The 22,501-nt window shown below is 66.6% G+C and carries 26 protein-coding genes; 10 read left to right on the forward strand and 16 right to left on the reverse strand.

Going from position 1 to position 22,501, the window contains the following annotated elements; genetic code table 11:
• Window positions 1–53 precede the first annotated feature (53 nt).
• The 4 genes from NS355_RS02030 to NS355_RS02045 are packed head-to-tail and all read left to right on the forward strand — an operon-like array spanning window position 54 to window position 3,152.
• Window positions 54–644: an SRPBCC family protein gene (locus NS355_RS02030; RefSeq protein WP_058744130.1), complete on the forward strand. Its 591-nt coding sequence runs from the start codon at window positions 54–56 to the stop codon at window positions 642–644.
• A complete protein-coding gene (locus tag NS355_RS02035; RefSeq protein ID WP_058744131.1) occupies window positions 641–1,816 on the forward strand; it encodes a zinc-dependent alcohol dehydrogenase in 1,176 nt (391 codons plus the stop codon). Before NS355_RS02030 ends, NS355_RS02035 begins: the two co-directional genes overlap by 4 nt.
• An 11-nt stretch (window positions 1,817–1,827) precedes the next feature.
• Window positions 1,828–2,610: an SDR family NAD(P)-dependent oxidoreductase gene (locus NS355_RS02040; RefSeq protein WP_058744132.1), complete on the forward strand. Its 783-nt coding sequence runs from the start codon at window positions 1,828–1,830 to the stop codon at window positions 2,608–2,610.
• Between the two features lie 23 nt (window positions 2,611–2,633).
• Complete coding sequence (locus NS355_RS02045; RefSeq protein ID WP_058744133.1) at window positions 2,634–3,152, forward strand: ferritin-like domain-containing protein; 519 nt, start codon at window positions 2,634–2,636, stop codon at window positions 3,150–3,152.
• Between the two features lie 54 nt (window positions 3,153–3,206).
• Here the strand turns inward: NS355_RS02045 and NS355_RS02050 are convergent, their stop codons facing one another.
• The 11 genes from NS355_RS02050 to NS355_RS02100 all read right to left on the reverse strand — a co-directional run bounded on the left by NS355_RS02050 (window position 3,207) and on the right by NS355_RS02100 (window position 13,819).
• On the reverse strand, window positions 3,207–3,917 hold the full coding sequence (locus NS355_RS02050) for a ZIP family metal transporter (RefSeq protein ID WP_058744134.1): 711 nt from the start codon (window positions 3,915–3,917) through the stop codon (window positions 3,207–3,209).
• A 111-nt stretch (window positions 3,918–4,028) separates the two neighbouring features.
• Entirely contained in the window at window positions 4,029–4,760 is a 732-nt protein-coding gene (locus tag NS355_RS02055) for a 3'(2'),5'-bisphosphate nucleotidase CysQ (protein ID WP_209445005.1), read from the reverse strand.
• Window positions 4,757–6,670, reverse strand: coding sequence for a sulfate adenylyltransferase subunit CysN (cysN, locus tag NS355_RS02060; protein WP_058744136.1), 1,914 nt, complete (start codon window positions 6,668–6,670; stop codon window positions 4,757–4,759). Before cysN ends, NS355_RS02055 begins: the two co-directional genes overlap by 4 nt.
• Window position 6,671: 1 nt before the next feature.
• Complete coding sequence (gene cysD / locus NS355_RS02065) at window positions 6,672–7,571, reverse strand: sulfate adenylyltransferase subunit CysD (RefSeq protein WP_058744137.1); 900 nt, start codon at window positions 7,569–7,571, stop codon at window positions 6,672–6,674.
• 49 nt (window positions 7,572–7,620) lie between these two features.
• Window positions 7,621–7,839 carry a hypothetical protein gene (locus NS355_RS02070; RefSeq protein WP_042482538.1) on the reverse strand — a complete coding sequence of 73 codons (219 nt, stop codon included), beginning with the start codon at window positions 7,837–7,839 and terminating at the stop codon, window positions 7,621–7,623.
• 38 nt (window positions 7,840–7,877) lie between these two features.
• Complete coding sequence (locus tag NS355_RS02075) at window positions 7,878–9,131, reverse strand: N-succinylarginine dihydrolase (RefSeq protein WP_058744138.1); 1,254 nt, start codon at window positions 9,129–9,131, stop codon at window positions 7,878–7,880.
• A 5-nt stretch (window positions 9,132–9,136) separates the two neighbouring features.
• On the reverse strand, window positions 9,137–10,156 hold the full coding sequence (locus NS355_RS02080; RefSeq protein ID WP_058744139.1) for an arginine N-succinyltransferase: 1,020 nt from the start codon (window positions 10,154–10,156) through the stop codon (window positions 9,137–9,139).
• Window positions 10,153–11,355, reverse strand: a complete 1,203-nt coding sequence (locus tag NS355_RS02085) for a hydrolase (protein ID WP_058744140.1) — start codon at window positions 11,353–11,355, stop codon at window positions 10,153–10,155. The genes NS355_RS02080 and NS355_RS02085 overlap by 4 nt, the downstream gene beginning before the upstream one ends.
• A gap of 48 nt (window positions 11,356–11,403) precedes the next feature.
• A complete protein-coding gene (locus NS355_RS02090) occupies window positions 11,404–12,315 on the reverse strand; it encodes a DUF481 domain-containing protein (RefSeq protein WP_058744141.1) in 912 nt (303 codons plus the stop codon).
• Window positions 12,316–12,326: 11 nt separating this feature from the next.
• Entirely contained in the window at window positions 12,327–12,842 is a 516-nt protein-coding gene (locus NS355_RS02095) for an RNA pyrophosphohydrolase (RefSeq protein WP_058744287.1), read from the reverse strand.
• A gap of 2 nt (window positions 12,843–12,844) precedes the next feature.
• The gene (locus tag NS355_RS02100; RefSeq protein ID WP_058744142.1) at window positions 12,845–13,819 is read right to left on the reverse strand and encodes an alpha/beta hydrolase; all 975 of its coding nucleotides are present in this window, start codon (window positions 13,817–13,819) and stop codon (window positions 12,845–12,847) included.
• Window positions 13,820–13,838: 19 nt separating this feature from the next.
• Here NS355_RS02100 and NS355_RS02105 point away from each other — a divergent pair, with 19 nt between their 5' ends.
• Both NS355_RS02105 and NS355_RS02110 read left to right on the forward strand, forming a co-directional pair.
• Window positions 13,839–14,762, forward strand: a complete 924-nt coding sequence (locus NS355_RS02105) for a histone deacetylase family protein (RefSeq protein ID WP_058744143.1) — start codon at window positions 13,839–13,841, stop codon at window positions 14,760–14,762.
• Window positions 14,763–14,769: 7 nt separating this feature from the next.
• On the forward strand, window positions 14,770–16,140 hold the full coding sequence (locus NS355_RS02110; protein ID WP_058744144.1) for a cryptochrome/photolyase family protein: 1,371 nt from the start codon (window positions 14,770–14,772) through the stop codon (window positions 16,138–16,140).
• Between the two features lie 88 nt (window positions 16,141–16,228).
• Here the strand turns inward: NS355_RS02110 and NS355_RS18085 are convergent, their stop codons facing one another.
• From NS355_RS18085 to NS355_RS02120, 3 genes are read right to left on the reverse strand one after another with little or no spacing between them, the layout of a single operon-like run.
• Window positions 16,229–16,369, reverse strand: coding sequence for a DUF2256 domain-containing protein (locus NS355_RS18085; protein ID WP_084787437.1), 141 nt, complete (start codon window positions 16,367–16,369; stop codon window positions 16,229–16,231).
• Window positions 16,369–17,469: a 3-dehydroquinate synthase gene (aroB, locus tag NS355_RS02115; RefSeq protein WP_058744145.1), complete on the reverse strand. Its 1,101-nt coding sequence runs from the start codon at window positions 17,467–17,469 to the stop codon at window positions 16,369–16,371. The genes NS355_RS18085 and aroB overlap by 1 nt, the downstream gene beginning before the upstream one ends.
• A complete protein-coding gene (locus NS355_RS02120) occupies window positions 17,466–18,008 on the reverse strand; it encodes a shikimate kinase (protein WP_056437338.1) in 543 nt (180 codons plus the stop codon). The genes aroB and NS355_RS02120 overlap by 4 nt, the downstream gene beginning before the upstream one ends.
• A gap of 81 nt (window positions 18,009–18,089) precedes the next feature.
• On the opposite strand from NS355_RS02120, the gene NS355_RS19375 reads away from it, so the two are divergent.
• The 4 genes from NS355_RS19375 to NS355_RS02135 are packed head-to-tail and all read left to right on the forward strand — an operon-like array spanning window position 18,090 to window position 21,898.
• Window positions 18,090–18,224, forward strand: a complete 135-nt coding sequence (locus tag NS355_RS19375; RefSeq protein WP_257575576.1) for a hypothetical protein — start codon at window positions 18,090–18,092, stop codon at window positions 18,222–18,224.
• Between the two features lie 46 nt (window positions 18,225–18,270).
• Window positions 18,271–20,040 (forward strand): hypothetical protein, encoded by a 1,770-nt coding sequence (locus tag NS355_RS19380; protein ID WP_430726989.1) that lies wholly within the window; start codon window positions 18,271–18,273, stop codon window positions 20,038–20,040.
• Window positions 20,037–20,936 (forward strand): tyrosine recombinase, encoded by a 900-nt coding sequence (locus tag NS355_RS02130; RefSeq protein WP_058744146.1) that lies wholly within the window; start codon window positions 20,037–20,039, stop codon window positions 20,934–20,936. Before NS355_RS19380 ends, NS355_RS02130 begins: the two co-directional genes overlap by 4 nt.
• A gap of 11 nt (window positions 20,937–20,947) precedes the next feature.
• Window positions 20,948–21,898, forward strand: coding sequence for an acetyl-CoA carboxylase carboxyltransferase subunit alpha (locus NS355_RS02135; protein ID WP_058744147.1), 951 nt, complete (start codon window positions 20,948–20,950; stop codon window positions 21,896–21,898).
• Window positions 21,899–22,000: 102 nt separating this feature from the next.
• Here NS355_RS02135 and NS355_RS02140 read toward each other — a convergent pair whose 3' ends face one another.
• Together NS355_RS02140 and NS355_RS02145 are read right to left on the reverse strand one after the other, a co-directional pair.
• Entirely contained in the window at window positions 22,001–22,174 is a 174-nt protein-coding gene (locus NS355_RS02140; RefSeq protein WP_058744148.1) for a Flp family type IVb pilin, read from the reverse strand.
• 124 nt (window positions 22,175–22,298) lie between these two features.
• Window positions 22,299–22,490 (reverse strand): Flp family type IVb pilin, encoded by a 192-nt coding sequence (locus NS355_RS02145; protein WP_058744149.1) that lies wholly within the window; start codon window positions 22,488–22,490, stop codon window positions 22,299–22,301.
• Window positions 22,491–22,501: the final 11 nt, after the last annotated feature.

Consider the following 22,501-nt stretch of genomic DNA (forward strand, 5'->3'; position numbering starts at 1 on the left):
GAACATCGCGCCTCATCCAACGCTGTCCGGGCAAGGAATGAGGAGAAAGGCTTATGCCGGACATCGCCGACAGACCCTATGACGACGCGCCCGTCTCGACATCCAAGGACCAGGACGCCGCCGTCAGGATCGCCACCGCCGAGGCGGTCGAGGATCGTGGAGACAGCTTCGCCGGATGGGCGGTGACGATCAATCGCCCATCCGCCGAACTCTATGCCTGGTGGCGCGACTTTTCCAATCTCGCCAGCGTGATGGAGAATGTCGAGGCCATCGACGTGCTTGACGACAAGCGTTCGCACTGGACCGTCAAGGCGCCGGGCGGCACCCATGTCGAATGGGATGCGATCGTCACCGAGGAGCGTGAGGGCGAACTGATCGCCTGGGCCTCGGCGGAAGGGGCGGATGTCGCCAATTCGGGCCGCGTGACCTTTCGCGACGCGGGCGCGCGGGGCACGGTCGTCACCGCGACTATCCTCTACGATCCGCCTGCTGGTGTGATCGGCAAGCTGGTCGCCAAGCTGTTCCAGCGCGAACCCAATATCCAGGTTCGCCGCGACCTCGCCCGCTTCAAGCAGCTGATGGAAACCGGCGAGGTCGCCACCAATGCGATGAACCCCAAACAGCGTGAGGAGCAGGCCGCATGAAGGCGCTGACCTGGCATGGCAAGCATGACGTCCGCATCGACAATGTCGACGACCCGGAAATCGTCAATCCGCGCGACGCGATCATCAAGGTGACGGCGACCGCCATCTGCGGTTCCGACCTCCACCTCTATGACGGCTATATCCCGACGATGCAGTCGGGTGACATTCTGGGCCATGAATTCATGGGCGAGGTGGTTGAGACGGGATCGGGCTCGACGCTGAAAAAGGGGCAGAAGGTCGTGGTGCCGTTCACCATCGCCTGCGGCTCCTGCTATCATTGCGGCAAGCATCAATATTCCGGCTGCGAGAACGGCAACCCGGCCGACAATCAGGATATCGCGCGCGAGCTGTACGGCCATCCGATGGCCGCGCTGTTCGGCTACAGCCATATGACCGGCGGCTATGCGGGCGGACAGGCGGAATATGTCCGTGTGCCGTTCAGCGACACCGGGCCGATCGTCATCCCGGACGGGGTGGAGGACGAGAAGGTGCTGTTCCTCTCCGATATCCTGCCCACCGGTTGGATGGCGGCGGAAAATGCCGAGATCGAGCCGGGCGATACGGTCGCCGTCTGGGGCTGCGGACCGGTCGGGCTGTTCGCGGTTCAATCCGCCTTCCTGATGGGGGCTGAGCGGGTGATCGCGATCGACCATTTCCCGCACCGGCTGGAGCTGGCGCGCAAGTTCGGCGCGGAGACGATCAACTATGAACAGACCGCGACCTATGACGCGCTGATGCAGATGACCGGCGGGATCGGTCCCGACGCGGTCATCGACTCGGTCGGGTTGGAGGCGCACGGGCTGTTCGTCGACAATGCGATCGATCAGATCAAGGCGTCGACCTTCCTCGGCACCGATCGCATCCATGCTATTCGCCAGGCGATCATCGCCTGCCGCAAGGGCGGCCGCGTATCGATGCCCGCCGTTTATGGCGGCTTTGTCGACAAGTTTCCGCTGGGCGCGGTGATGCAGAAGGGGCTGACCCTCAAGACCGGACAGACCCATGTCCAGCATTATCTGCCCGGCCTGCTCGACGCGATCATGGAGGGGAAGATCGATACGACCTTCCTGATCTCGCACCGGATGCCGCTGGAACAGGCGCCGGAGGGGTATCGCATGTTCCACGACCAGCAGAACGAAGTGACCAAGATCGTGCTGAAGCCCGGTCAATAAGGAGCCACGCCATGGCAGAGAAATTCGCAATCGTGACGGGTGCCTCGACCGGCATCGGCTATCATCTGGCGGCTTGTGCCGCGCGGGACGGCTATGACCTGCTGATCGTCGCAGACGAGCCCGCCATCCACACCGCCGCCAGCAAGCTGTCCGCCAAGGGCGCGCAGGTCCAGGCGGTCGAAGCAGACCTGTCGACCCTCGAGGGCGTCGATACGCTGCTTGCCGCCGCCGAGGGCCGGACCATCGACGTGTTGTGCGCCAATGCGGGCAACAGCAAGGGCGGGGCGTTCCTCGACCAGCAGGTCAAGGACTGGCGGCGCTCGGTCGACACCAACGTCACCGGCACGGTCTATCTGCTCCAGCATGTGCTGTCGGCGATGGTGCGGCGCGGTGAGGGGAAGGTGTTGGTGACGGGATCGATCGTCGGCTTCATCCCCGGCCCGTTCAACGCCATCTACAACGCGACCAAGGCGTTCATCGACAATTTCACCGAGGCGCTGCGCAACGAGCTGAAGGATGCAAAGGGCGTGACCCTGACCACCCTGATGCCGGGGCCGACCGACACCGAATTCTTCGCCCGCGCCGACATGCTCGACACCAATGTCGGCCAGAGCAAGAAGGACGATCCCGCCGAGGTCGCCCAAAAGGGCTGGGATGCGATGCAGGCGGGTGAGGGGCACATCACCACCGGCCTGAAGAACAAGCTGCAGGTCGCAGGCTCGGGCGTCGTGCCCCAGTCGGTCCTGGCCGAAGCGCACCGCAAGATCGCCGAGCCCGACTCGGCCGAACGCTGAACCACCCCATCAGGAGACGGATCATGGGCCTGTTTACCAAGGACATCGCGACGCTGAACGACCTGTTCGTCCATCAGCTTCAGGACATCTACTACGCCGAGCATCAGATTACCAAGGCGCTGCCCAAGATGATCGACAAGGCGACCGACCCGCAGCTCAAGGCCGGGTTCGAGCAGCATCTGCGCGAAACCGAAGGGCAAATCCGGCGACTGGAACAGGTGTTCGAAATGCATGGCGAAACGCCCAAGGCGGTCACCTGCCCGGCGATCGACGGCATCATCAAGGAAGCCAATGAGGTTGCGGGCGAGGTCGCCGACAAGCGGGTGCTCGACGCCGCGCTGATCGCCGCTGCACAGGCCGTCGAGCATTATGAGATTGCGCGTTACGGCACGCTGGTATCCTGGGCGCGCCAGTTGGGCCGCAGCGACTGTGCGGCGATCCTCGACGAGACGCTGGCCGAGGAAAAGGCGACCGACGAAAAGCTCACCGGCATGGCCGAGGGCGGTGCGAATGCGGCGGCGGAGGCTGCCCAGCCCGCCTGAGGTCAGGGCACTGCCGTCGGCGCCCTTCCCGGCGGCGGTGCCCCAAAGCTCGCGTCAGTGGGCGAAGTGCGTCACGCCCAGCATCAGCGCGATACCGGCCAGGGTCGCGACACTGGTCCGAAGCCGCGGATCGAGCGACTGGCTGCGCGGCACGAGTTCACATGCGCCGATATAGAGGAAAATCCCCGCGAACAGCGCCATGAGCGGGGCCAACATCCCCGCCGGGATCGACAGCCCCAGGCCGATCAGGACACCCAGCATCGGGGCACCGCCGTTCAGCACCAGCCAACGCCGCGCCGCCGCTTCCGACCGCGCCGCCAGGCTGAGGCTCACGGTATTGACGCCGTCCGCCACGTCATGGGTCAGCACGGCCAGCGCGATCATCCAGCCCGCCGCCGTATCGATCTGGAACGCGATACCGATGCCCAGCCCGTCCATCAGGCTGTGCAGGCAGAGCATGGCCGGACCCAGATCCCCCCGCCATGACGCGGCCGCCGCGCGCGGTATCCGGGCAAGCACCCGGTCGAGCAGCATATAGCCGCCAAGCCCCAAGGCGCTGAACGCCATCATCGCGCGGATCGTCCAGCGGTCGCCCGCCAGCTCCAGGGCCTCGGGCACCAGATCGAACAATGCCACGCCGACCACGATCCCGGCGGTCACGCCCAGCACCAGTCCGATGCGGTGACGCAGCCGCAGGGCAAGCAGCCCGCCCGCCAGCGTGGCGAGCATGGCGGCAAAGCCGAAGGCGAGGGGAACCAGGGTCATGAAAGCGTCCGCACGACAAGAGCGACGGAAAGAGGGTGCGGCATCGTCGACCCATGAACCAACCCATGAGACGATACAAGGTCACATTTATGCAACCTGTATCGATCCGCCTCAGCCCCGCGCGATCGCCTCCAGCACGGTCGCCGCCACTTCATGTCGACAGATCAGCAGATCGGGCAGCAGGGGGTTCTGGCAATTATAGACCAACGGGCTGCCGTCGATGCGCGACGCGTGAAATCCGGCCGCCAGCGCGACGGCGGCGGGGGCGCAATTGTCCCATTCATATTGCCCGCCGTCATGCAGATAGACATCGGCGCGGCCCTCGACCACCGCCATCGCCTTGGCGCCCGCCGAACCCATGGGGATCATGATCGCCCCCAGCCGTTCGCCGACGCAAGCCGCGATATCGGGTGCGCGGCTGCGACTGACGACAACACGAAGGCCCGCCGGGCAGGGAGGATGCTTGGGAGGCAGGTCGTCGGTCGCAAAGACCTGATCGCGGTCGGGCACCGACACCGCGCCGAGGGCCGGACGGCCGTCGATGGCGAGGCCGATATGCACCGCCCATTCGCTCGACCCGCTGGCATATTCGCGCGTGCCGTCGAGCGGGTCGACGATCCAGACGCGGCTGGCGGCGCAGCGCGCGCGGTCGTCGACCGACTCTTCCGACAGGATGAAGTCGTCGGGCCGGGCAGCGCGCAGCCGATCGAGGATCAGCGTGTTGGCGTCCCGGTCGCCCAGCGCGCCCAGCGCCTTGCCCTCCAGCCCGCTCGATGCGCGAAGGGACTTGAGCAGTTCGCCCGCCTCGATGGCGACCGAGCGAGCCAGTTCGGCGTCGGTCACAGATCGTAACTCCAGATGCCCAGCACATGCTCGACGATCCGCGATGCGGCCTGTTCCGCCGTCTCCTTCGTCGTGTCGATGCGGATTTCGGCCCGCTCGGGCGCTTCATAGGGGCTGGAGATGCCGGTGAACTCGGCAATCTCGCCAGCCCGCGCCTTGGCGTACAGACCCTTTACATCACGGTCCTCGGCGACATCCAGCGGCGTGTCGACGAAGATCTCCACGAACTCGCCTTGCGGAAGCAGCGCGCGAACCATGTCCCGCTCGGCCTTGAACGGCGAGATGAAGGCGGTCAGCACGATCAGGCCCGCATCGGCCATCAGCTTGGCGACCTCGCCGACACGGCGGATATTCTCCACGCGCCCGGCTTCGGAGAAATCCAAGTCGCGGTTCAGGCCGTGGCGGATATTGTCGCCGTCCAGCAAAAAGCTGTGGCGGCCCATGCTGTGCAGCTTCTGTTCGACCATGTTGGCGATGGTCGACTTGCCCGAACCCGACAGGCCGGTGAACCACAGCACCTTGGGGGCCTGTCCCTTTTGCCGGGCATGCGCCTCACGCGTCACCACCGCCGACTGCCAATGGACATTCTGCGCCCGACGCAGCGCATGGTCGATCATGCCCGCCGCGACCGTGGCATTGGTCGCGCGGTCGATCAGGATGAAGCCGCCGAGCACACTGCCCTTCGCATAGGGCTCGAACACGATCGGGCGGTCGGCATAGACTTCCGCGAGCCCGATATCATTGAGCGCCAGCGTATCGGCGGGACGCTGCTCCTGGCTGTTGACGTCGACCACATGGCGGGGCGGCTGGACGGTCGCGCCGACCAGCTGGGTTCCCAGCTTCAACGAATAGCTGCGTCCCGGCACCAGCGGCGCATCGGCCATCCAGACGATGGTGGCGACGAACTGGTCGGCGACCTCGGGCGGGTCCTCGGCGGCGGCGATCACGTCGCCGCGCGAGCAGTCGACCTCCTCGGCCAGCACCAAAGTCACTGCCTCGCCCGCAATCGCCTGTTCCCGGTCTCCGTCATAGGTGACGATCCGCGCGATGTTAGTGGTCTTGCCCGACGGCGCGATCCGCACCCGGTCGCCGACCGACACCCGGCCGCTGGCGATCAGGCCGGCAAAGCCCCGAAAGTCGAGGTCGGGCCGGTTGACCCATTGCACCGGCATCCGGAACGATGCCGCCACCGCCCGGTCGCCGTCGATCGCCACCGTCTCCAGATGCGGCAGCAGCGCGGGGCCGTCATACCAGGGCATGTCGGGCGAGGGGGTGGTCACGTTCGCGCCGGTCAGGCCGGACAGCGGAATGGGAGTGAACCGTTCGATCCCGATGGTCTTCGCGAAGGCCGCATAGTCGGCGACGATGGCGTCGAACACCGACTGGTCATGGCCGACAAGGTCCATCTTGTTGACCGCGAGCACGATCTCCTTGATGCCGACCAGATGCGCCAGATAGCTGTGTCGCCGCGTCTGGGTCAGCACGCCCTTGCGCGCGTCGATCAGGATCACCGCCAGATCAGCGGTCGAGGCTCCCGTCACCATGTTGCGGGTGTATTGCTCGTGGCCGGGGGTGTCGGCGACGATGAACTTGCGCTTCTCGGTCGCGAAGAAGCGGTAAGCCACGTCGATGGTGATGCCCTGCTCGCGCTCGGCGGCCAGGCCGTCGACCAGCAGTGCGAAGTCGATATTCGCACCTTGCGTGCCGACCCGGCGGCTGTCCGCCTCCAGCTGGTTCAGCTGATCCTCGAAGATGGTCTTCGAGTCGTAGAGCAGCCGCCCGATCAGCGTCGACTTGCCGTCGTCGACCGAGCCGCAGGTGATGAAACGCAGCATCGATTTGGCGGCATGGCTGGCGAGATAGGCGTCGATATCGGCGGCGATCAGCGCATCGGGTTGATAGGCGGTCATCTTAGAAATACCCCTCGCGCTTCTTCTTCTCCATGCTGGCCGCCTGATCGTGATCGATCGCGCGCCCCTGACGCTCCGAGGTGGTGGTCAGCAGCATTTCCTGGATGACCTCGGATAGCGTCGCCGCCTCGCTCTCGACCGCGCCGGTCAGCGGATAACAGCCGAGCGTACGGAAACGGATCGAGCGTTCGACCGGCACCTCGCCGGGCTTCAGGCGGAAACGGTCGTCATCGACCATCAGCAACATGCCGTCGCGCTCCACCGTCGGCCGGGGGGCGGCGAAATACAGCGGCACGATCTCGATGCCCTCCTGCAGGATATATTGCCAGATATCCAACTCGGTCCAGTTGGACAGCGGGAAGACACGGATGCTCTCCCCCTTATGGATGCGGCTGTTGTAGAGGTTCCACAGTTCGGGCCGCTGCGCCTTGGGGTCCCAGCCATGCGCGGCCGAGCGGAAGGAGAAAACGCGCTCCTTCGCCCGGCTCTTCTCCTCGTCACGCCGCGCGCCGCCGAACGCGGCGTCATAGCCGCCTGCGGTCAGCGCCTGTTTCAGCCCCTCGGTCTTCCACATGTCCGTATGGCGGCTGCCATGGTCGAAGGGATTGATGCCCAGCGCCTCGGCCTCCGGATTGCGGTGGACGATCAGCTCCATTCCCGCCGCCTCGGCCGCGCGGTTGCGCAACTCGTACATCGCCTGGAACTTCCAGGTCGTGTCGACATGGAGCAGCGGGAAGGGCGGGCGCGCCGGGAAGAACGCCTTCTTGGCCAGATGCAGCATCACGGCCGAATCCTTGCCGACCGAGTATAGCATCACCGGCCGCTCGGTCTCGGCGACCACTTCACGAAGGATATGGATGCTCTCGGCTTCGAGGCGTTGCAGGTGGGTAAGGCCAGTCATCGGATTGTCAGATAATGTCGCCAGCGAACCGCGCGACCAACTTATCCTGTCAATCGCGATAGTCCCGCTCCAGCGAGTCCAGGATGCGCGCCCCCGCCATGAACACCGCGATGGGGCAGGCGGCGAACAGGATTTTGCCCGGAAGTCCCGGATAAGCGGTCAGATAATGCATGCCGCGCTCGACCGCGCCAAGGCCCAGGCCATAGATGACCAGAAATGCCTCGAACTTCGACTTGATCGTGAACAGGGCGACCAGGCGGGACCACATGGGGCCGTTACACCACCGGATCGCCCCGCCGCCAAGGGTCAACCGCTTGCCAATTTGAGACAGTCGAGCTCGGTCAGGAGGGCGAGGCGCGCGGCCTCGATCCGGGCGATCAGCGCGGGGTCGCCGATTTCGGTGGGGTCGATGGCGTCGGGCCAATGCGCCTCGATCACGGCGGCGATGCGGTCCAGCGCGGCATGATCGACCAGGAAGCGCGGGTCGATGGTCGCCGGATCGGCCACCACGCGCAGCCGCAGACAGGCGGGGCCGCCGCCATTGGCCATGGATTCGCGGACGTTCACGACCTCCAGCCGCCGGATCGGGCCATTGCCCGCGACATGGTCCCGAAGCCAGGACCAGACGGGTTCGTTGTCGCGCGCCTCCTGCGGCAGGATCAAGGTCGGCTCGCCGCCCGGTGGTGTCACCAATTGGGCGTTGAACAGGTAGGATGCGATGGCATCCTCCAGGCTGACGCGCGCGGCGGGCACTTCGACGATCTCGACATCAGGCATCAGGATGCGCAGGTCGGCGTAGAACGTCTCCCGGTCGGCAAAGGCCTGTTCGTGCGCGAACAGCACCCGTTCGTTGGCAACGGCGACGACATCGTTATGGAAGGCCCCCGCCGCGATGGCTGCGTCGGACTGGCGCGCGAAGAGTACCCGGTCGGGCGACAGGCGGTGCGCGCGGGCGACCGCTTCGCAGGCCTGACGGTGCTGGCGGGCGGGGAAGGGGCCGCCGCTCTCGCCGAAGACGAAGATTTCGACGCCGGGATGGTCGTGACCGCTGCACAGGCGCATATGGTTGGCCGCGCCTTCGTCACCGAAGGGCGCAGGCACGGGTGGATGGACGACGAAGGCCGGGTCGGCGAAGATCATCCGCAACTGCGCCAGCGTCGCGGGCCATTCGTGGCTGCGATGCGGCATGGTCAGCAGATTGGCGACGGTCAGGTGGCAGCGTCCGTCGCGGGTGTCGGGCGCGGGCGAGACGGTCGCGGCATTGGCCGCCCACATCGCCGAGGCGGACAGGCTCTGCGCCTTCAGGACCGGCGAGGCGGCGTCATAATCGGTCGCCAGCCGCCCGAGCCAGCCATGGTCGGGTCGGGGATGCGGCAATAATATGCCCTGCACCAGCCCCAGGTCGAGATTCGCGCGCATCTTGGCGATCCCCTGCAGCGCGGCGGCCTTGGGGTGCGAGGTCTTGCCCGCATTGCGCGTCGCGGCGAGGTTGCCGTGGCTGAGCCCCGCATAATTGTGGCTCGGCCCGATGATGCCGTCGAAGTTGATCTCTCTCAGCATGATACTCACCGATCGATATGCAGGACGGTATCGCCGACCGTCAGGTCGAGCGTGCGGGCGGCCTCTTCGGACAGGATGATCCCGCCATCCCCGTCGCGGATCTCGGCCAGTGCGCAGCGGAAGTCGGTGAGCCGCCCCGTGGCGACCAGCGCCTCGCGCCCCGGATGCGCATCGATCGCGACGACCGTGCTTTCGCGCGCGTCGCGAATGGTCCGCACCTGATCGGTCCGCGCGGTCATCGTCGGGCCGCCGTCGAAAATGTCGATATAATGCTCGAAGGCGAACCCCTCGTTCTCCAGCATCCGCATGGCCGCACGGCCCGAGGGATGGGGCAGGCCGATGGCGGCGCGGGCCGTCTCGGTCAGCATCGCCGTGTAGATCGGGTGCTTCGGCATCAGGTCAGCGATGAACTGATGGCCGTGGATCGCATTGAACTGGTCGGCCTCCTGGAAATTCATCCCGAAGAAGCGTCCGGCCAGGCCGTCCCAGAAGGGCGATCCACCCGCTTCGTCGATCACGCCGCGCAACTCGGCGAGAACCCGGTCGGCGAAGCGCGGGCGATTGGCGCGCATGAAGAGGTAACGGCTGCGGGCGAGCAGCAGGCCGAGCCCGCCGGCGCGCTCGCCGGGGTGGAGGAACAGCCCGCCGACTTCGCTCGCGCCTTCCAGATCGGTGGTCAGCGACAGCATCTCGGCGCGGAAGGTGCGGTCGAGTTCCCGGCTGTGCTGGGTCAGAGTACCGATACGATAGCTGTAAAAGGGGTGTTTCTGCCCGACATGGGTGAAGATCTGGCAGGTGCCCCGGACCTCGCCGGTCGCGCGGTCCTCCAGCATCAGGACGAACAGCTCGTCCTTGACCTTGCCGTCGCCATCGCCCGCAAAGGCGTCATGGCTGCGCGCCAGCTTGGCGGTCAGGGCGCGGCGATCGGGGGGCAGGTTGGTGAAGCCGCCGCCGGTCAGCTTGGCCATCTCATAGAGGTGGCGGAGGTCGCTATCGACGGCGGGGCGGATGCAAAAGCTGCTCATGCGGCACCGATGATGCGCAGGATGGTCAGCGCCGACAAGCCCGCGCGTTCGGCCAGGCTGTCGATCAGCATATATTCGTCCGAAGAGTGGATCGCGCCGCCGCGCACGCCCATGGTGTCGACCACGGGGACACCCGCCGCCGCGATGTTGTTGCCGTCGCACACGCCGCCGGTGTCGCGCCAGCCGATGGTCAGGCCCAGATCGGCGCCAGCCGCGCGAACGGTCTCGAACAAGGCGGCTGCGCCGTCATCAATGGGTTTGGGCGGGCGATTGAAGCTGCCATGGACCTTGACGCGCACATCGTGCTCGGCGGCGATCCGTTCGGCGATGGCCTTCATCGCCGAGCCGGTGCGCTGGATCGCGGTGAGCGCGCGGGGGCGGAAATTGACGTGCAGCATCGCCAGATCGGGCACGACATTGTTCGGGCCGCCGCCGTCGATCCGGGCCGGGTTGACGGTGATGTCGTCGGCGGCAAGCTGCGACAGTTCCAGCGTGATCCGCGCCGCCGCGACGATGGCGTTGCGTCCCTCCTCGGGATTGCGGCCCGCATGGGCGCTACGTCCGCGCACGACGATGGTGAAATTGCCGGTTCCGCCCCGCGCCCCTGCCAAGGTGCCGTCGGGCAAGGCGGGTTCGTAGGTCAGCGCGGCGACCTTGCCCCCCGCACATTGCGCGATCAGCGCGGCCGAGGAGGACGATCCGGTCTCCTCGTCCGAATTGATGAGAACGTCATAGCCCCATCGCTCGGCCAGCGGGCTTGCCTCCACCGCCTTCAGCGCGGCGAGCAGCACGGCCAGCCCGCCCTTCATATCGGCCACCCCCGGCCCACCGAGCCGGTTCTCGTCGATCCGCGTCACAGCCTGGAACGGATGATCGACCGGATAGACGGTGTCCATATGGCCGGTGAACAGCATCCGGCGGGCGGCGTCGGGGCGGACGGACAGCAGCAGGTGGCGGCCATGCGCCAGCGGCGCGGACCGGCCGTCGCCGCCAATCCGTTCGACCGGTTCGGGTTCGACCAGGGTCAACTCGCCCGGCAGGGTGCCGAAATGCTCGGCCAACCGGTCGGCCATGGTTGCCAGCCCGGCGATGTTGCGCGTCCCGCTGTTGATCGCGGCCCACGCCTCGACCAGCGGCAGCATGGGATAGGCGGCAGCGGACGCTATGGCGTCTCGCTCGATGGTGTTCAGTCTCTCCATGACCCCAACCTAGGCCATGGACCCGGCAAAGGTGAACCCCCGCCGAAATCAGAAGCTGTACACCACCGAGGCGCGCGTGATCGTATCGGTCGTCCGGCGGCCCTGTGGCGGCTCGCTTTCATATTGCACGTTATAGGACAGCGCCGCCGACAGCGGACCGAACAGCTTGGCGTTCAGCGCCGAGTTGGTGCTGACCGTGCTGTTGAACTTCTGCACATAGGCCGAGGCGTTCTGATTGAACGTCATGGACGGGGTCAGCTTCCACACGAAATTCAGATTGCCGCGCGCGGCGAGTGCGCTTTCGATCCGGCCGTCGGTGAACTCGGTGTGCCGGAAGGCGGGGCCGAGTTCGACGTCCAATGTCATGCGCGGCTTGCGGATCGCGCTGTAGCCCGCACCGCCCGATGCGGAGAAACGGTTGAAATAGCCGAGGAACCGGTCGCTTTCATATTGCGCCGCGCCATAGACGTAATTGTTGGCGTTGAGTTTGTAGTTGGGCTCGTAGGAGGCCACATAATGTTCGCGGCTGACGATGCTCGCGCTCTCCTGATAATCGCCCTGGAGATGGACCTTGTGCCGCCATTGCAGCCCCTCGCGGGTCAGGTCGACGATGCCCGTCAGGCCGATATTCTGGCTGTTGCCCGTCGTTGCAAAGCCGCCGAGTTCCACCCGGCCATGCCACAGGTCGAAAAAGGTCGCCTCGCGTAGGGTGCGGCTGCGGCTCGCGGTCTTCTCGTCGCGCCAGACATCGGCCATCGCATCGATGGCGTCGGCGGCCTCGGGCACGGCGTTGCGGGCGTAGCGAACGACGGTGGTGATGTCGTTCTCGTTGCCGCTGGCGATCGCGGCCTCCAGCATCGAACGGATCTGGGGCGGGATCAGCGCCGGGTCCGGGTCCTTGGGATCGGCATTGGCGAGCAGGCCGAGCGCCATCGGGATCAGGAACAGCCGCGTCTTCATGGTCCGGTGCCTTAGCCCCTCGTCCCGTCGACCGAAACCGCCGCACTCCCACCGGTTGCGGTGAAGTGCTTCGCGAAGACGACCAGCAGTTCCTCGTACAGCGCCTTCTTGAACGGTACGATCATGGCGGGCAGCGTCTCCGGCTCGGCCCAGCGCCAGGCGCGGAATTCGGGATGCTCGGTGTCGATGCGGATGTCGCTGTCCTCCCCCAGGAAACGGTAGAGGAACCAGATCTGCCGCTGGCCCCGCCACTTGCCCTTCCACACCTTGCCGATCATGTCCTCGGGCAGGTCATAGGTGAGTTCATGGGGCGCGCGCGCGATCAGTTCGACCTTGTCGGCGGTGACGCCGGTTTCCTCGAACAACTCGCGAAGTCCCGCGGCATCGGCCTCCTCGCCAGGATCGATGCCGCCTTGCGGAAGCTGCCATGCCTCCAGCGTCGAATCGATCCGCTGGCCGACAAAGACGCGGCCGTCGCGGTTCATCAGGATGACGCCCGCGCAGGGGCGATAGGGAAGGTCGGTCATCATCATTGTCCCATCGGGCGGATGGGTTCCGCCTCGACGATCACGGCCTTCAACGCAAGCAGGAAAGCGGTGAGGTCGCCCATGCCGGACGGGATCGCCTTGCGCAGTGTCGCAAAGCCATGGATCGTGCCGCGTGCCTCACGAAAGGTCACGGGCACGCCCGCCTTGGCCAGCGCGGCGGCATAGGCGCGGCCCTGGTCGCGGATCGGGTCACACTGGGCGGTCATGATGACGGCGGGCGGCATATCGACCAGTTCACCCCGCATCGGGGCCGCGCGGACATCGCCCAGATCGGCGGCGTAGCAGGCGACGAACCAGTCCAGCATCGCACGGGTCAGGAAATGCCCCTCGGCAAAGTCGCGGAGCGAGGGGTGCGCGCGCGCCATGTCCGTGGCCGGATAGAGCAACCCTTGGGCGATCACGGGCACATCTTCGGGCCGATCGCGCAAGGCCATGGCAGTGACGGTGGCGAGCGTGCCGCCCGCGCTGTCGCCCGCCACGATCAGCCCGGTCGTGCCCGGCTGTCGGGCCAGCCAGCGCGCCGCCGCCTCGCAATCATCGGGCGCGGCGGGCCAGGGATGCTCGGGCGCGAGGCGATAGCCGACCGATAGGACGGGCAGGTCGAGCGCGCGCGCCATCTCGGCGGCGAGCGGGGCATGGGTGTCGATGTCGCCGATCACGAAGCCGCCGCCATGGAAGAACAGCACCACCGGACCCGGCTCGCGCCATTCGCGTGGGTCGAAGCGCCGCACGGGGATCGGCCCAGCCAGGCCGTCGACCGTGAACGCCTCGTCAAGCCCGAGCGGCCCGACCGGCGGATCGGTCAGGTCGCGGGCGGCGCGCATCATCTGGCGGGCGGCCTCGGGACCCAGTTCCTGCTGGGGCGGGCCGGGCAGACGGTTATAATAGCCGAGGAAGCGCGCTACGTCGGGGCGTAGTTCGGGTAGCGGGGCCGTGGCCCTCCTATCGCGGGTCATGGCTTCCTACCTAGGGGCGATGATCCATGTCGTCCATCACCCCGCCTATGTCACCGAGGCACCGGCGCGTTCCACCTATCGCTGGGGCAAGAACGGGGCAATCCGCGATCTGCTGCGGGCCAAAGGCGATGCGGTGGTCTGGACCGAGCCGGACCTGATCCCGCCCGTCTGGCTGGAGGCGGTACACGACCCCGATTATGTCGCCGAGGTGCTGGAGGCTCGCGTGCCGCCCGACAAGACCCGGCGGATCGGTTTTCCGATCACCGAGCAGGTCGCCCATCGCGCGCGGGCAGTGCCGGGCGGGACGTGGGCCGCCGCGCTGCTGGCGCTGGACCATGGCTTCGCGGCCAATACCGCCGGGGGCAGCCATCACGCGCTGGCCAATACGGGGGCGGGATATTGCGTGTTCAACGATCTGGCGGTGGCGGCGGTGCGGCTGGTCGAACAGGGTGTCGTGGGCCGGGTGGCGATCGTCGATTGCGACGTGCATCAGGGTGACGGCACCGCCGCGCTGACCGCCGGGCGGCCGGACATCGTAACCTATTCGATCCATGCCGAGAAGAATTTTCCGGCACGCAAGGCCCGCTCGACGCTGGACGTGGGTTTGCCCGATGGCGTGGATGACGATGGCTATCTCGCCGAACTGGCCGCAACCCTGACGCCGTTCCTCGACGAGCACCGGCCCGACATCATCCTGTATCAGGCCGGGGTCGATCCGTTCGTCGAGGATCGGCTGGGGCGTCTGTCCGTCACGCGGGACGGACTGGTCGCCCGCGAAAAGCTGATCGCCGATCTGGCATTGGCGCGCGGGCTTCCCCTCGCCAGCACGGTCGGCGGCGGCTATGGCGACGATGTCATGGCGATCGCCGAGCGGCACGTCACGGCGATCCTGACTCTGGGGGAAAGACTGTCCCATCGGAACCCGGCGAAGGCCGAAGCGTAGCGGCTGCATGACAGCTTCCCCTACGATCCTGTGGTTCCGCCAGGATCTTCGCCTTCACGATCAACCGGCTCTCCTCGCGGCGGCAGACGCGGGGCCGGTCATCCCGGTCTATATCCTCGATGACGAAACCCCGGGCGACTGGCGGATGGGTGCGGCGCAGCGCTGGTGGCTGCATCACAGCCTGACGTCGCTTGCGAAGGATCTCAAGGAACTAGGCAGTCGCCTGATCCTGCGGCGGGGCAAGGCCGTCGACATCCTGCGCGCCCTGATGGAGGAGACGGGCGCGACCGAGGTCCACACCATCCGTCATTACGAACCCTGGTGGCGCAAGGCCGAGGAGGCGCTGGACGATTGCCTGACGCTCCATGATGGCAATCATCTGGCACGGCCGGAACTGGTCACGACGGGCAGCGGCAAGCCGTTCCGAATCTATTCGGCCTTCTGGAAGGGACTGCAGGGCCATTTGCCGCCCGAACATCCCCTCGACCGTCCCGATACGCTGGCTGCTCCTGCCCATTGGCCGAATAGCGAAAAACTGGCCAACTGGTCGCTGTTGCCGACCAAGCCCGACTGGTCGACCGGCTTCGACAAGGACTGGGTTCCCGGCGAGGCGACGGCGCGTGAGCGGGTGGCGGACTTCGGCGAAAAGGCGGTCGCCTATGACACCGCGCGCAATATGCCGTCAGAGGAGGGTAGTTCGCGCCTGTCGCCGCACCTGCACTTTGGCGAGGTTTCGGTGCGTGCCGTGTGGCACTCGCTCGCCCGGCGCGGGGATACCGAGACGTTCCGCAAGGAACTGGCCTGGCGGGACTTTACCGATGGGGTCGTCATGGCGCTGCCCGATTATGCGGATCGTAACGGCCGCGATGCGTTCGACGCGATGCCGTGGCGGAGTGGAAAGGAGGCCACCAAGGACCTGAAGGCGTGGCGGACCGGTCGCACCGGCTATCCGATCGTGGATGCGGGTATGCGCCAGCTCTGGACGACAGGATGGATGCACAATCGCGTGCGGATGATCACCGCCTCCTTCCTCATCAAGCATCTGCTGATCGACTGGCGCGAGGGCGAGCGCTGGTTCTGGGACTGTCTGGTCGACGCCGATTACGGAAACAATGCGGTCAACTGGCAATGGGTCGCGGGGACGGGCATCGACTCGAACATGTTCGGCCGGATCATGGCCCCGCTCAACCAGTCGGAGAAGTTCGATGCGGGCGACTATATCCGACAATGGGTGCCGGAATTGAAGCATGTGTCCGACGCCGCCATTCATGACCCCGAAGAGGCCGGGTGTCGGCCGAAGAACTATCCGGCCAAGATCATCGGGCATCGCGAGGGGCGTGAGAGGGCCTTGGCGGCGGCGAAGAAGATGCGGGGATAGGGCGGGGCGTGCGCTTCGACTTTGCTCAGCGTGAACGGAGGTTGGAGCCATGTCCCATCCTCCGTTCAGCCTGAGCCAAGGAAAACCGTTAACGCTTCTTCCGGCACGCATCCGAGCAATAGACCACCTGGTCCCAGTCCCGCGCCCATTTCTTGCGCCAGGTGAAGGGGCGTCCGCATGCCGGGCAGGTCTTGCTCGGCAGGTTTTCCTTACGGACGCCGTTGGGCATCAGCGCGCCTCGGTATCGAGGAAGGCCGCGATGTCGGCCAGGTCGACCGTCTTGTCGAGATAGGTCTGCCCGATCCCGCGTGCGAGCAGGAAGGGCAGGGTGCCTGCGGCCATTTTCTTGTCGTGCTTCATATGCTCGACCAACGTCGCGGAAGCCGCATCGATCCCGGCGGCCGCCAGGCCGTCGGGCAGGCCGATCGCGCGGAGATGCGCCGCGACCCGCTCGGCGTCCTGCCGCTCGCAAAGACCCTTCCGCACCGAATAGCGGAAGGCGAGCGCACAGCCCGCCGCGACGCCCTCGCCGTGGAGCAGTCGGTCGGAGAAACCGGCCTCCGCCTCCAGCGCATGGCCGAAGGTATGGCCGAGGTTCAGGAGCGCGCGGATGCCGTTCGTCTCATGCTCGTCTGCCGCCACGATCCGCGCCTTGGCGGCGACCGAATGAGCGATGGCATAAACGCGCGCATCGGCGTCGCCCGCCAGCAGGGCAGGGGCATTCGCCTCGCACCATTCGAAAAAGGCGAAGTCGTCGATCAGGCCATATTTGACGACCTCGGCATAACCGGCACGCACTTGGCGCGCGGGAAGGGTATCGAGCACGTCCGGATCGATCAGCACCATGGCAGGCTGGTGGAAGGCCCCGATCAGGTTCTTGCCCGCCGACGTGTTGATCGCGGTCTTGCCACCGACCGACGAGTCGACCTGCGACAGCAAGGTCGTCGGGATCTGCACGAAGCGGCAGCCGCGCTTGATGATCGAGCAGGCGAAACCGACCAGATCGCCGATCACACCGCCGCCCAGCGCAATGACATGATCCGCCCGCTCGACACCGAGTTCGAGCAGCCGGTCGCAGACTTGGCTTAGCATCGCCCAGCTCTTGGTCTTCTCGCCGGGTGGCAGGATGATCGCCTCGCTCGCGACGCCCGCTGCCTCCAGCGATGCCTGGAGTACCGCCAGATGCGGCCGGACATTCTCGTCGGTCACGATCGCCATGCGACGCCCGCGCGACAGGGGCGCAAGATACTCGGCGGCGCGGGGCAGCAGCCCGGCTTCGATATGGATGGGATAGCTGCGGTCGCCGAGCGACACGGTGACGGTCTTCATCGTCCGATGGCTTTCAGGATGGCGTTGACGGTGGCCTCGTGCGGCCCCCGCTTGCTGGAGACATGGATGGGCGCGAGCGCGTAGATCGGATTGCGCACCGCCGACAGCTCACGCAGCACCTTGAGCGGGTCCTTGCCGCGCAGCAGGGGCCGGGTGTCGCGCCGCTTGACCCGCTCGGCCAGCACCTCGGGACTGGCGTTCAGCCAGATGGCGGTGGCCTGTTCCAGGATCAGGGCACGCGTCTCGTCATTGATGAACGCGCCGCCGCCGGTCGCGATCACCTTGGGGCGGCCATCGACCAGCCGGGCGATCACACGGCGCTCGCCGTCGCGGAAATAGGGTTCGCCATAATGTTCGAAGATTTCGGGGATGCTCATGCCGGCGGCTTGCTCGATCGCGGTGTCGGCATCGACGAAGGGCACGCGTAACCGATTCGCCAGACGGCGACCCACGGTCGACTTGCCCACGCCCATCAGACCGACGAGCACGATGGGCGACCCGTTCCAGCTTGCATCTACAGGGTTGTGGCTTTGCAACATTGCGCTCTGCGCTATACAGCGGGCGCGCGCCCGGCAACACCGGCCGGGCTTTCACGGGTCCATTATAAGGTTTTGCGTTTCATGTCCCGTATGGTCGTTTCGCTCATCGTCCTCCTCGTCATCGTCGTCGGCGGGCTGTTCCTGCTCTCGGGCCGGGCGACCGAACGGCCGACCACCCAGGTCGAAAAGGCGGTCTCGCTTGGCAACCTGCAATAAGCGGGGGGGCGTTTTCCGCCACCTGCCCAGGGCCGTCGCCCTGCTGATGGTCGGGGCCGCCGCGATCGCGGCGGCGCAGGATCGTCCCGAATCGCTGCTGCCCCCCGGCTTCGGCCAGCCCGCCGCACAGCCCAGCGCCCGGCCGACCCCCCGGTCGACGCCGCGCCCGGCCACGGGCTCGACCCCCGGCGCGACTGCCCTGCCCACGCCGACGCCTGCGCCGACGCCCGCCGATGCCGTGGGCGCGCTGCTGGACACGCTGGCGACCCCGGTTCCGACGCCGACGCCCTCGCCGACGCCCACCATGGATGCGGCGACGCTGGCGGAATATGAGCTGCCCGCTTCGGCGCGGCGTTCGCTGGCGGTGGTCGGTCCGGCGGGGCCGCGCGAAGGGGCGCTGGACCAGACCATCTTTGCCGGTGCCGATGGCCGCGTTGCCGAGACGCTGATGCGGCGCCTGTCCGCGCCCCTGCCGTCGCGCTGGACCTCGATCCTGCTGCGCCGCGCCCTGGCGACGCATATGGAAACGCCGCGCGGCGTGAACGGCGCGGACTTCGCGGCCGAGCGGGCCTGGCTGCTGCTGCGCATGGGCGAGGCGCAGGTGGCGCGGGCGGTCGTCCAGTCGGTCGATCCGGCCAACTACACGCCCAAACTCTATCAGGTCGCGATGAACGCGCTGCTCGCCTCCAGCGATCCGGCGGGGCTGTGCCCGCTGGCCGATCGCGGCAGTGCGGTGACGCGACTGGGCGGTTATCGACTGGCGCAAGGCTGGTGCGCAGCGCTGACGGGGGATGGCGCACGCGCCACCGCGACGGTTCGCCAGATGCGCCGTCAGCGGGTCGCCGACGACTTCGACCTGAAACTCGCCGAAAAGCTGATGGGCGCAGGATCCGCACGCAAGGCGGTCAGCGTCGATTGGGGCGGGGCAGACCGCCTCACGGTCTGGCGGTTCGGCCTGGCCACGGCGACGGGCGTGACGGTACCGCCGGATTATCTTTCCTATGTCGGGCCGCAGGTGCGCGGCTGGCTGGCGACCTCGGCATCGGTGCCCGCGATCGAGCGGGCAGGCGTGGTCGATCAGGCGGCGACGCTGGGCGTTCTCTCCAACGCCGCGCTGGTCGATTTCTATTCCGGGCTGAGCGATGACGATCAGGCGAGCCGGGCGCAGTCGGCGATCGGCAACGATCTGCGCAACGCCTATGCCGCCGGGGACGAGGGACAGCGGCTGTCGGCGATGCTCTCGCTCTGGGGCGATGATACGCCTACCCCCTATGGCCGACTGATCCTGACCGCCCGCGCCGCCGCGCGGTTGCCGGTGACGAGCGACGGGCGCGAGGCCGACCGGCTGGTCGCCTCGATGCTGTCGGCGGGGCTGGATCGCAGCGCGGCGCGCTGGCGCGATGTCGCGAAGCAGAACAGCGACGCCTGGGCGATGATCGAGTTGAGCGATCCCGACCGGCAAGGCCAGCTGGCGTACGACCGGGTCTCCAACTACAGCGCCGACGCCCTGAAACAGCGTATGTTCTTTGCCGGACTGGCCGGGCTCGGGCGGCTGTCGCGCACCGATATCGAGAAGGGCGCCGAGGCGCTCGACGTGCGGGTCGGCCAGCGCAATGCCTGGACCGAAGCGCTCGATCAGGCGGTGGCGGACGAGCAGACGGGCATGGTCGTCCTGCTCTGCGCGGTCGGGATGCAGACCGGCGATTGGCGCGGCGTGCCGCCCCAGGCGCTGTATCGCATCGTCGAGGCATTGCGCGCGGTCGGGTTGGATAGCGAGGCACGGATGATCGCGGCGGAGGCGATCGCCCGAACATGAAGATGCACGACGCCGCGCTGGTCGACCGCTTTCTGGAGATGATGGCGGCGGAGGCTGGCGCGGCGGGCAATACGCTGGCGGCCTATCGCTCCGACCTGCGCCTTGCCGCCGAGGCGATGGACGGATTGAGCGAGGCCGATGAGGGCGCGCTCCAGTGGCTGGCCGATGGCTGGGCGTCGCTGGCCAATGCCACCGTGGCGCGCAAGGCGGCGGCGCTGCGGCGTTTCTATGCCTTTCTGCATGAGGAGGGGCTGCGCGCCGATGATCCCTCTTCGGTGCTGCCCCGTCCGGGCCAGCGGCGGGCGTTGCCCAAGATACTCAGCCATGCCGATATCGATCGGCTGTTCGCCGCCATCGCCGAGCGCACGGGCGCCGCGCATCCCAGCGCAAACGATCTGCGGCTCGCGGCACTGGTCGAACTGCTCTATGGCTCGGGCTTGCGCGCGAGCGAACTGGTCGCCCTGCCGCGCAATGCCGTCCATCCGGACCGCCCTTTTCTGATCCTGAAGGGCAAGGGCGGTGTCGAGCGGATGGTGCCGATCTCGGACCAGGCGCGTGCGGCTGTGGCGGCGTGGCGGGTGCATGTTCCGGCCGACAAGCCCTGGCTCTTTCCCGGCGGCAAGAAGCACCTGACCCGTATCCGGCTCTATCAGCTAATCAAGGCGCTGGCGGCGGAGGCGGGCATTCCACCTGATCGGGTCAGCCCGCATGTCCTGCGCCATGCCTTTGCCACCCATCTGCTGGGCGGCGGGGCCGATCTGCGCGCGGTGCAGGCGATGCTGGGCCATGCCGACATCGCCACGACCGAAATCTACACCCATGTCGAGGCGAGCCGACTCGTCGAACTCGTCAATGCGAAACACCCGCTCGTTGATTTTCGGGACAAGCGCCCTTAGGCGATAGCGCCATGTCAACGACCTTCCTCGATTTCGAGAAACCGATCGCCGAGCTTCAGAGCCGGATCGACGAGCTGCGCGACACGACCGCCGAAGGGACGGTCGATATCGGCGCGGAGATCGCCAAGCTCCAGGCCAAATCCGACAAGCTGCTGCGCGATACCTTCACCAAGCTGACCCCGTGGCAGAAGACGCAGGTCGCGCGCCATCCGCAGCGTCCGCACTTCAAGCATTATGTCGCCGGGCTGTTCGACGAGTTCGTGCCGCTGGCAGGCGACCGTGCATTCGGTGACGACCAGGCGATCATGGGCGGCTTCGCGCAGTTTCGCGGCCAGCGCGTCATGGTGCTGGGCCATGAAAAGGGCGAGGATACCGCCAGCCGCCTGCGGCACAATTTCGGCATGGGCAAGCCGGAGGGGTATCGCAAGGCGATTCGCCTGGTCGAACTGGCCGACCGGTTCGGCCTGCCGATCGTGACGCTGGTCGACACCTCTGGCGCGTTCCCCGGTATCCAGGCCGAAGAGCGCGGCCAGGCCGAAGCCATTGCGCGCTCGACCGAGGCCTGCCTGGCGGCGGGCGTGCCGGTCGTCTCGGCGATCGTGGGCGAGGGCGGCTCGGGCGGCGCGGTGGCGCTGGCGGCAGGCAACCGGGTGCTGATGTTCGAGCACGCGGTCTATTCGGTCATCAGCCCAGAAGGTTGCGCTTCGATCCTGTGGCGCACCGCCGATAAGGCATCGGACGCCGCTGAGGCGATGCGCGTCACCGCGCAGGACCTGAAGCATTTCGGCGTAATCGACACGATCGTGCCAGAGCCGGTGGGCGGCGCGCACCGCGATCATGCGGGCGCGATCGCCAATCTGGGCGACTCGGTCGAAAAGGCGTTGGGCGAGCTGAACGGTCTCGGCCGCGACGAATTGAAGCGCGGTCGAGCCGCTAAGTTCCTGGCAATGGGACGGCTGTAACGGCCGCAAAAGAAAAGGGGCGGGCCGAATGGATCGACCCGCCCCCTCAATATCCTGAAATCCGTTACGGGCGACGATCGAACGCCGCCCGCCAGTCGGATTTTAGTTCGACGGGTTCGCCACCTTGGTCGAGATATTGTTGAAGGTGCCGCTCAGCGAGGTGCCGACGGTCTTCATCGCGCCGATAGCCGCAACCGCGATCAGGGCCGCGATCAGGCCATATTCGATGGCCGTCGCGCCCTTATTGTTCTTCAGCATCTTGCGAAACGTCTTCATTCCGGTCTCCGTTCAGTCCTGTCTTGATCGATCACCCGGCTGAGCCGGAGCGCCGGTTCAGCTTCCGGCGCTTTACCGGGGCAACAGTTAAAAAGGTTTGAAGGCGGCCATTTTCGAATGAAATTTAATGGTTTGCGAGGTTCAGTTCGGTGGCGATACGGTTGCCGAGATTTTCCAGGCTGAGGCCGAATTGGGACAGGCCGACGATCATGACCAGCATCACGGCCGCCACGATCAACCCATATTCCACCGCCGACGCGCCGCGCGTATCGGACAGCAGGCGTTGCAGCATCTTCGTGATCGCACGCACTCCCATGACGCCCGCCC

Source organism: Sphingomonas yabuuchiae, assembly GCF_001477495.1.
Lineage (GTDB): Bacteria > Pseudomonadota > Alphaproteobacteria > Sphingomonadales > Sphingomonadaceae > Sphingomonas > Sphingomonas yabuuchiae_A.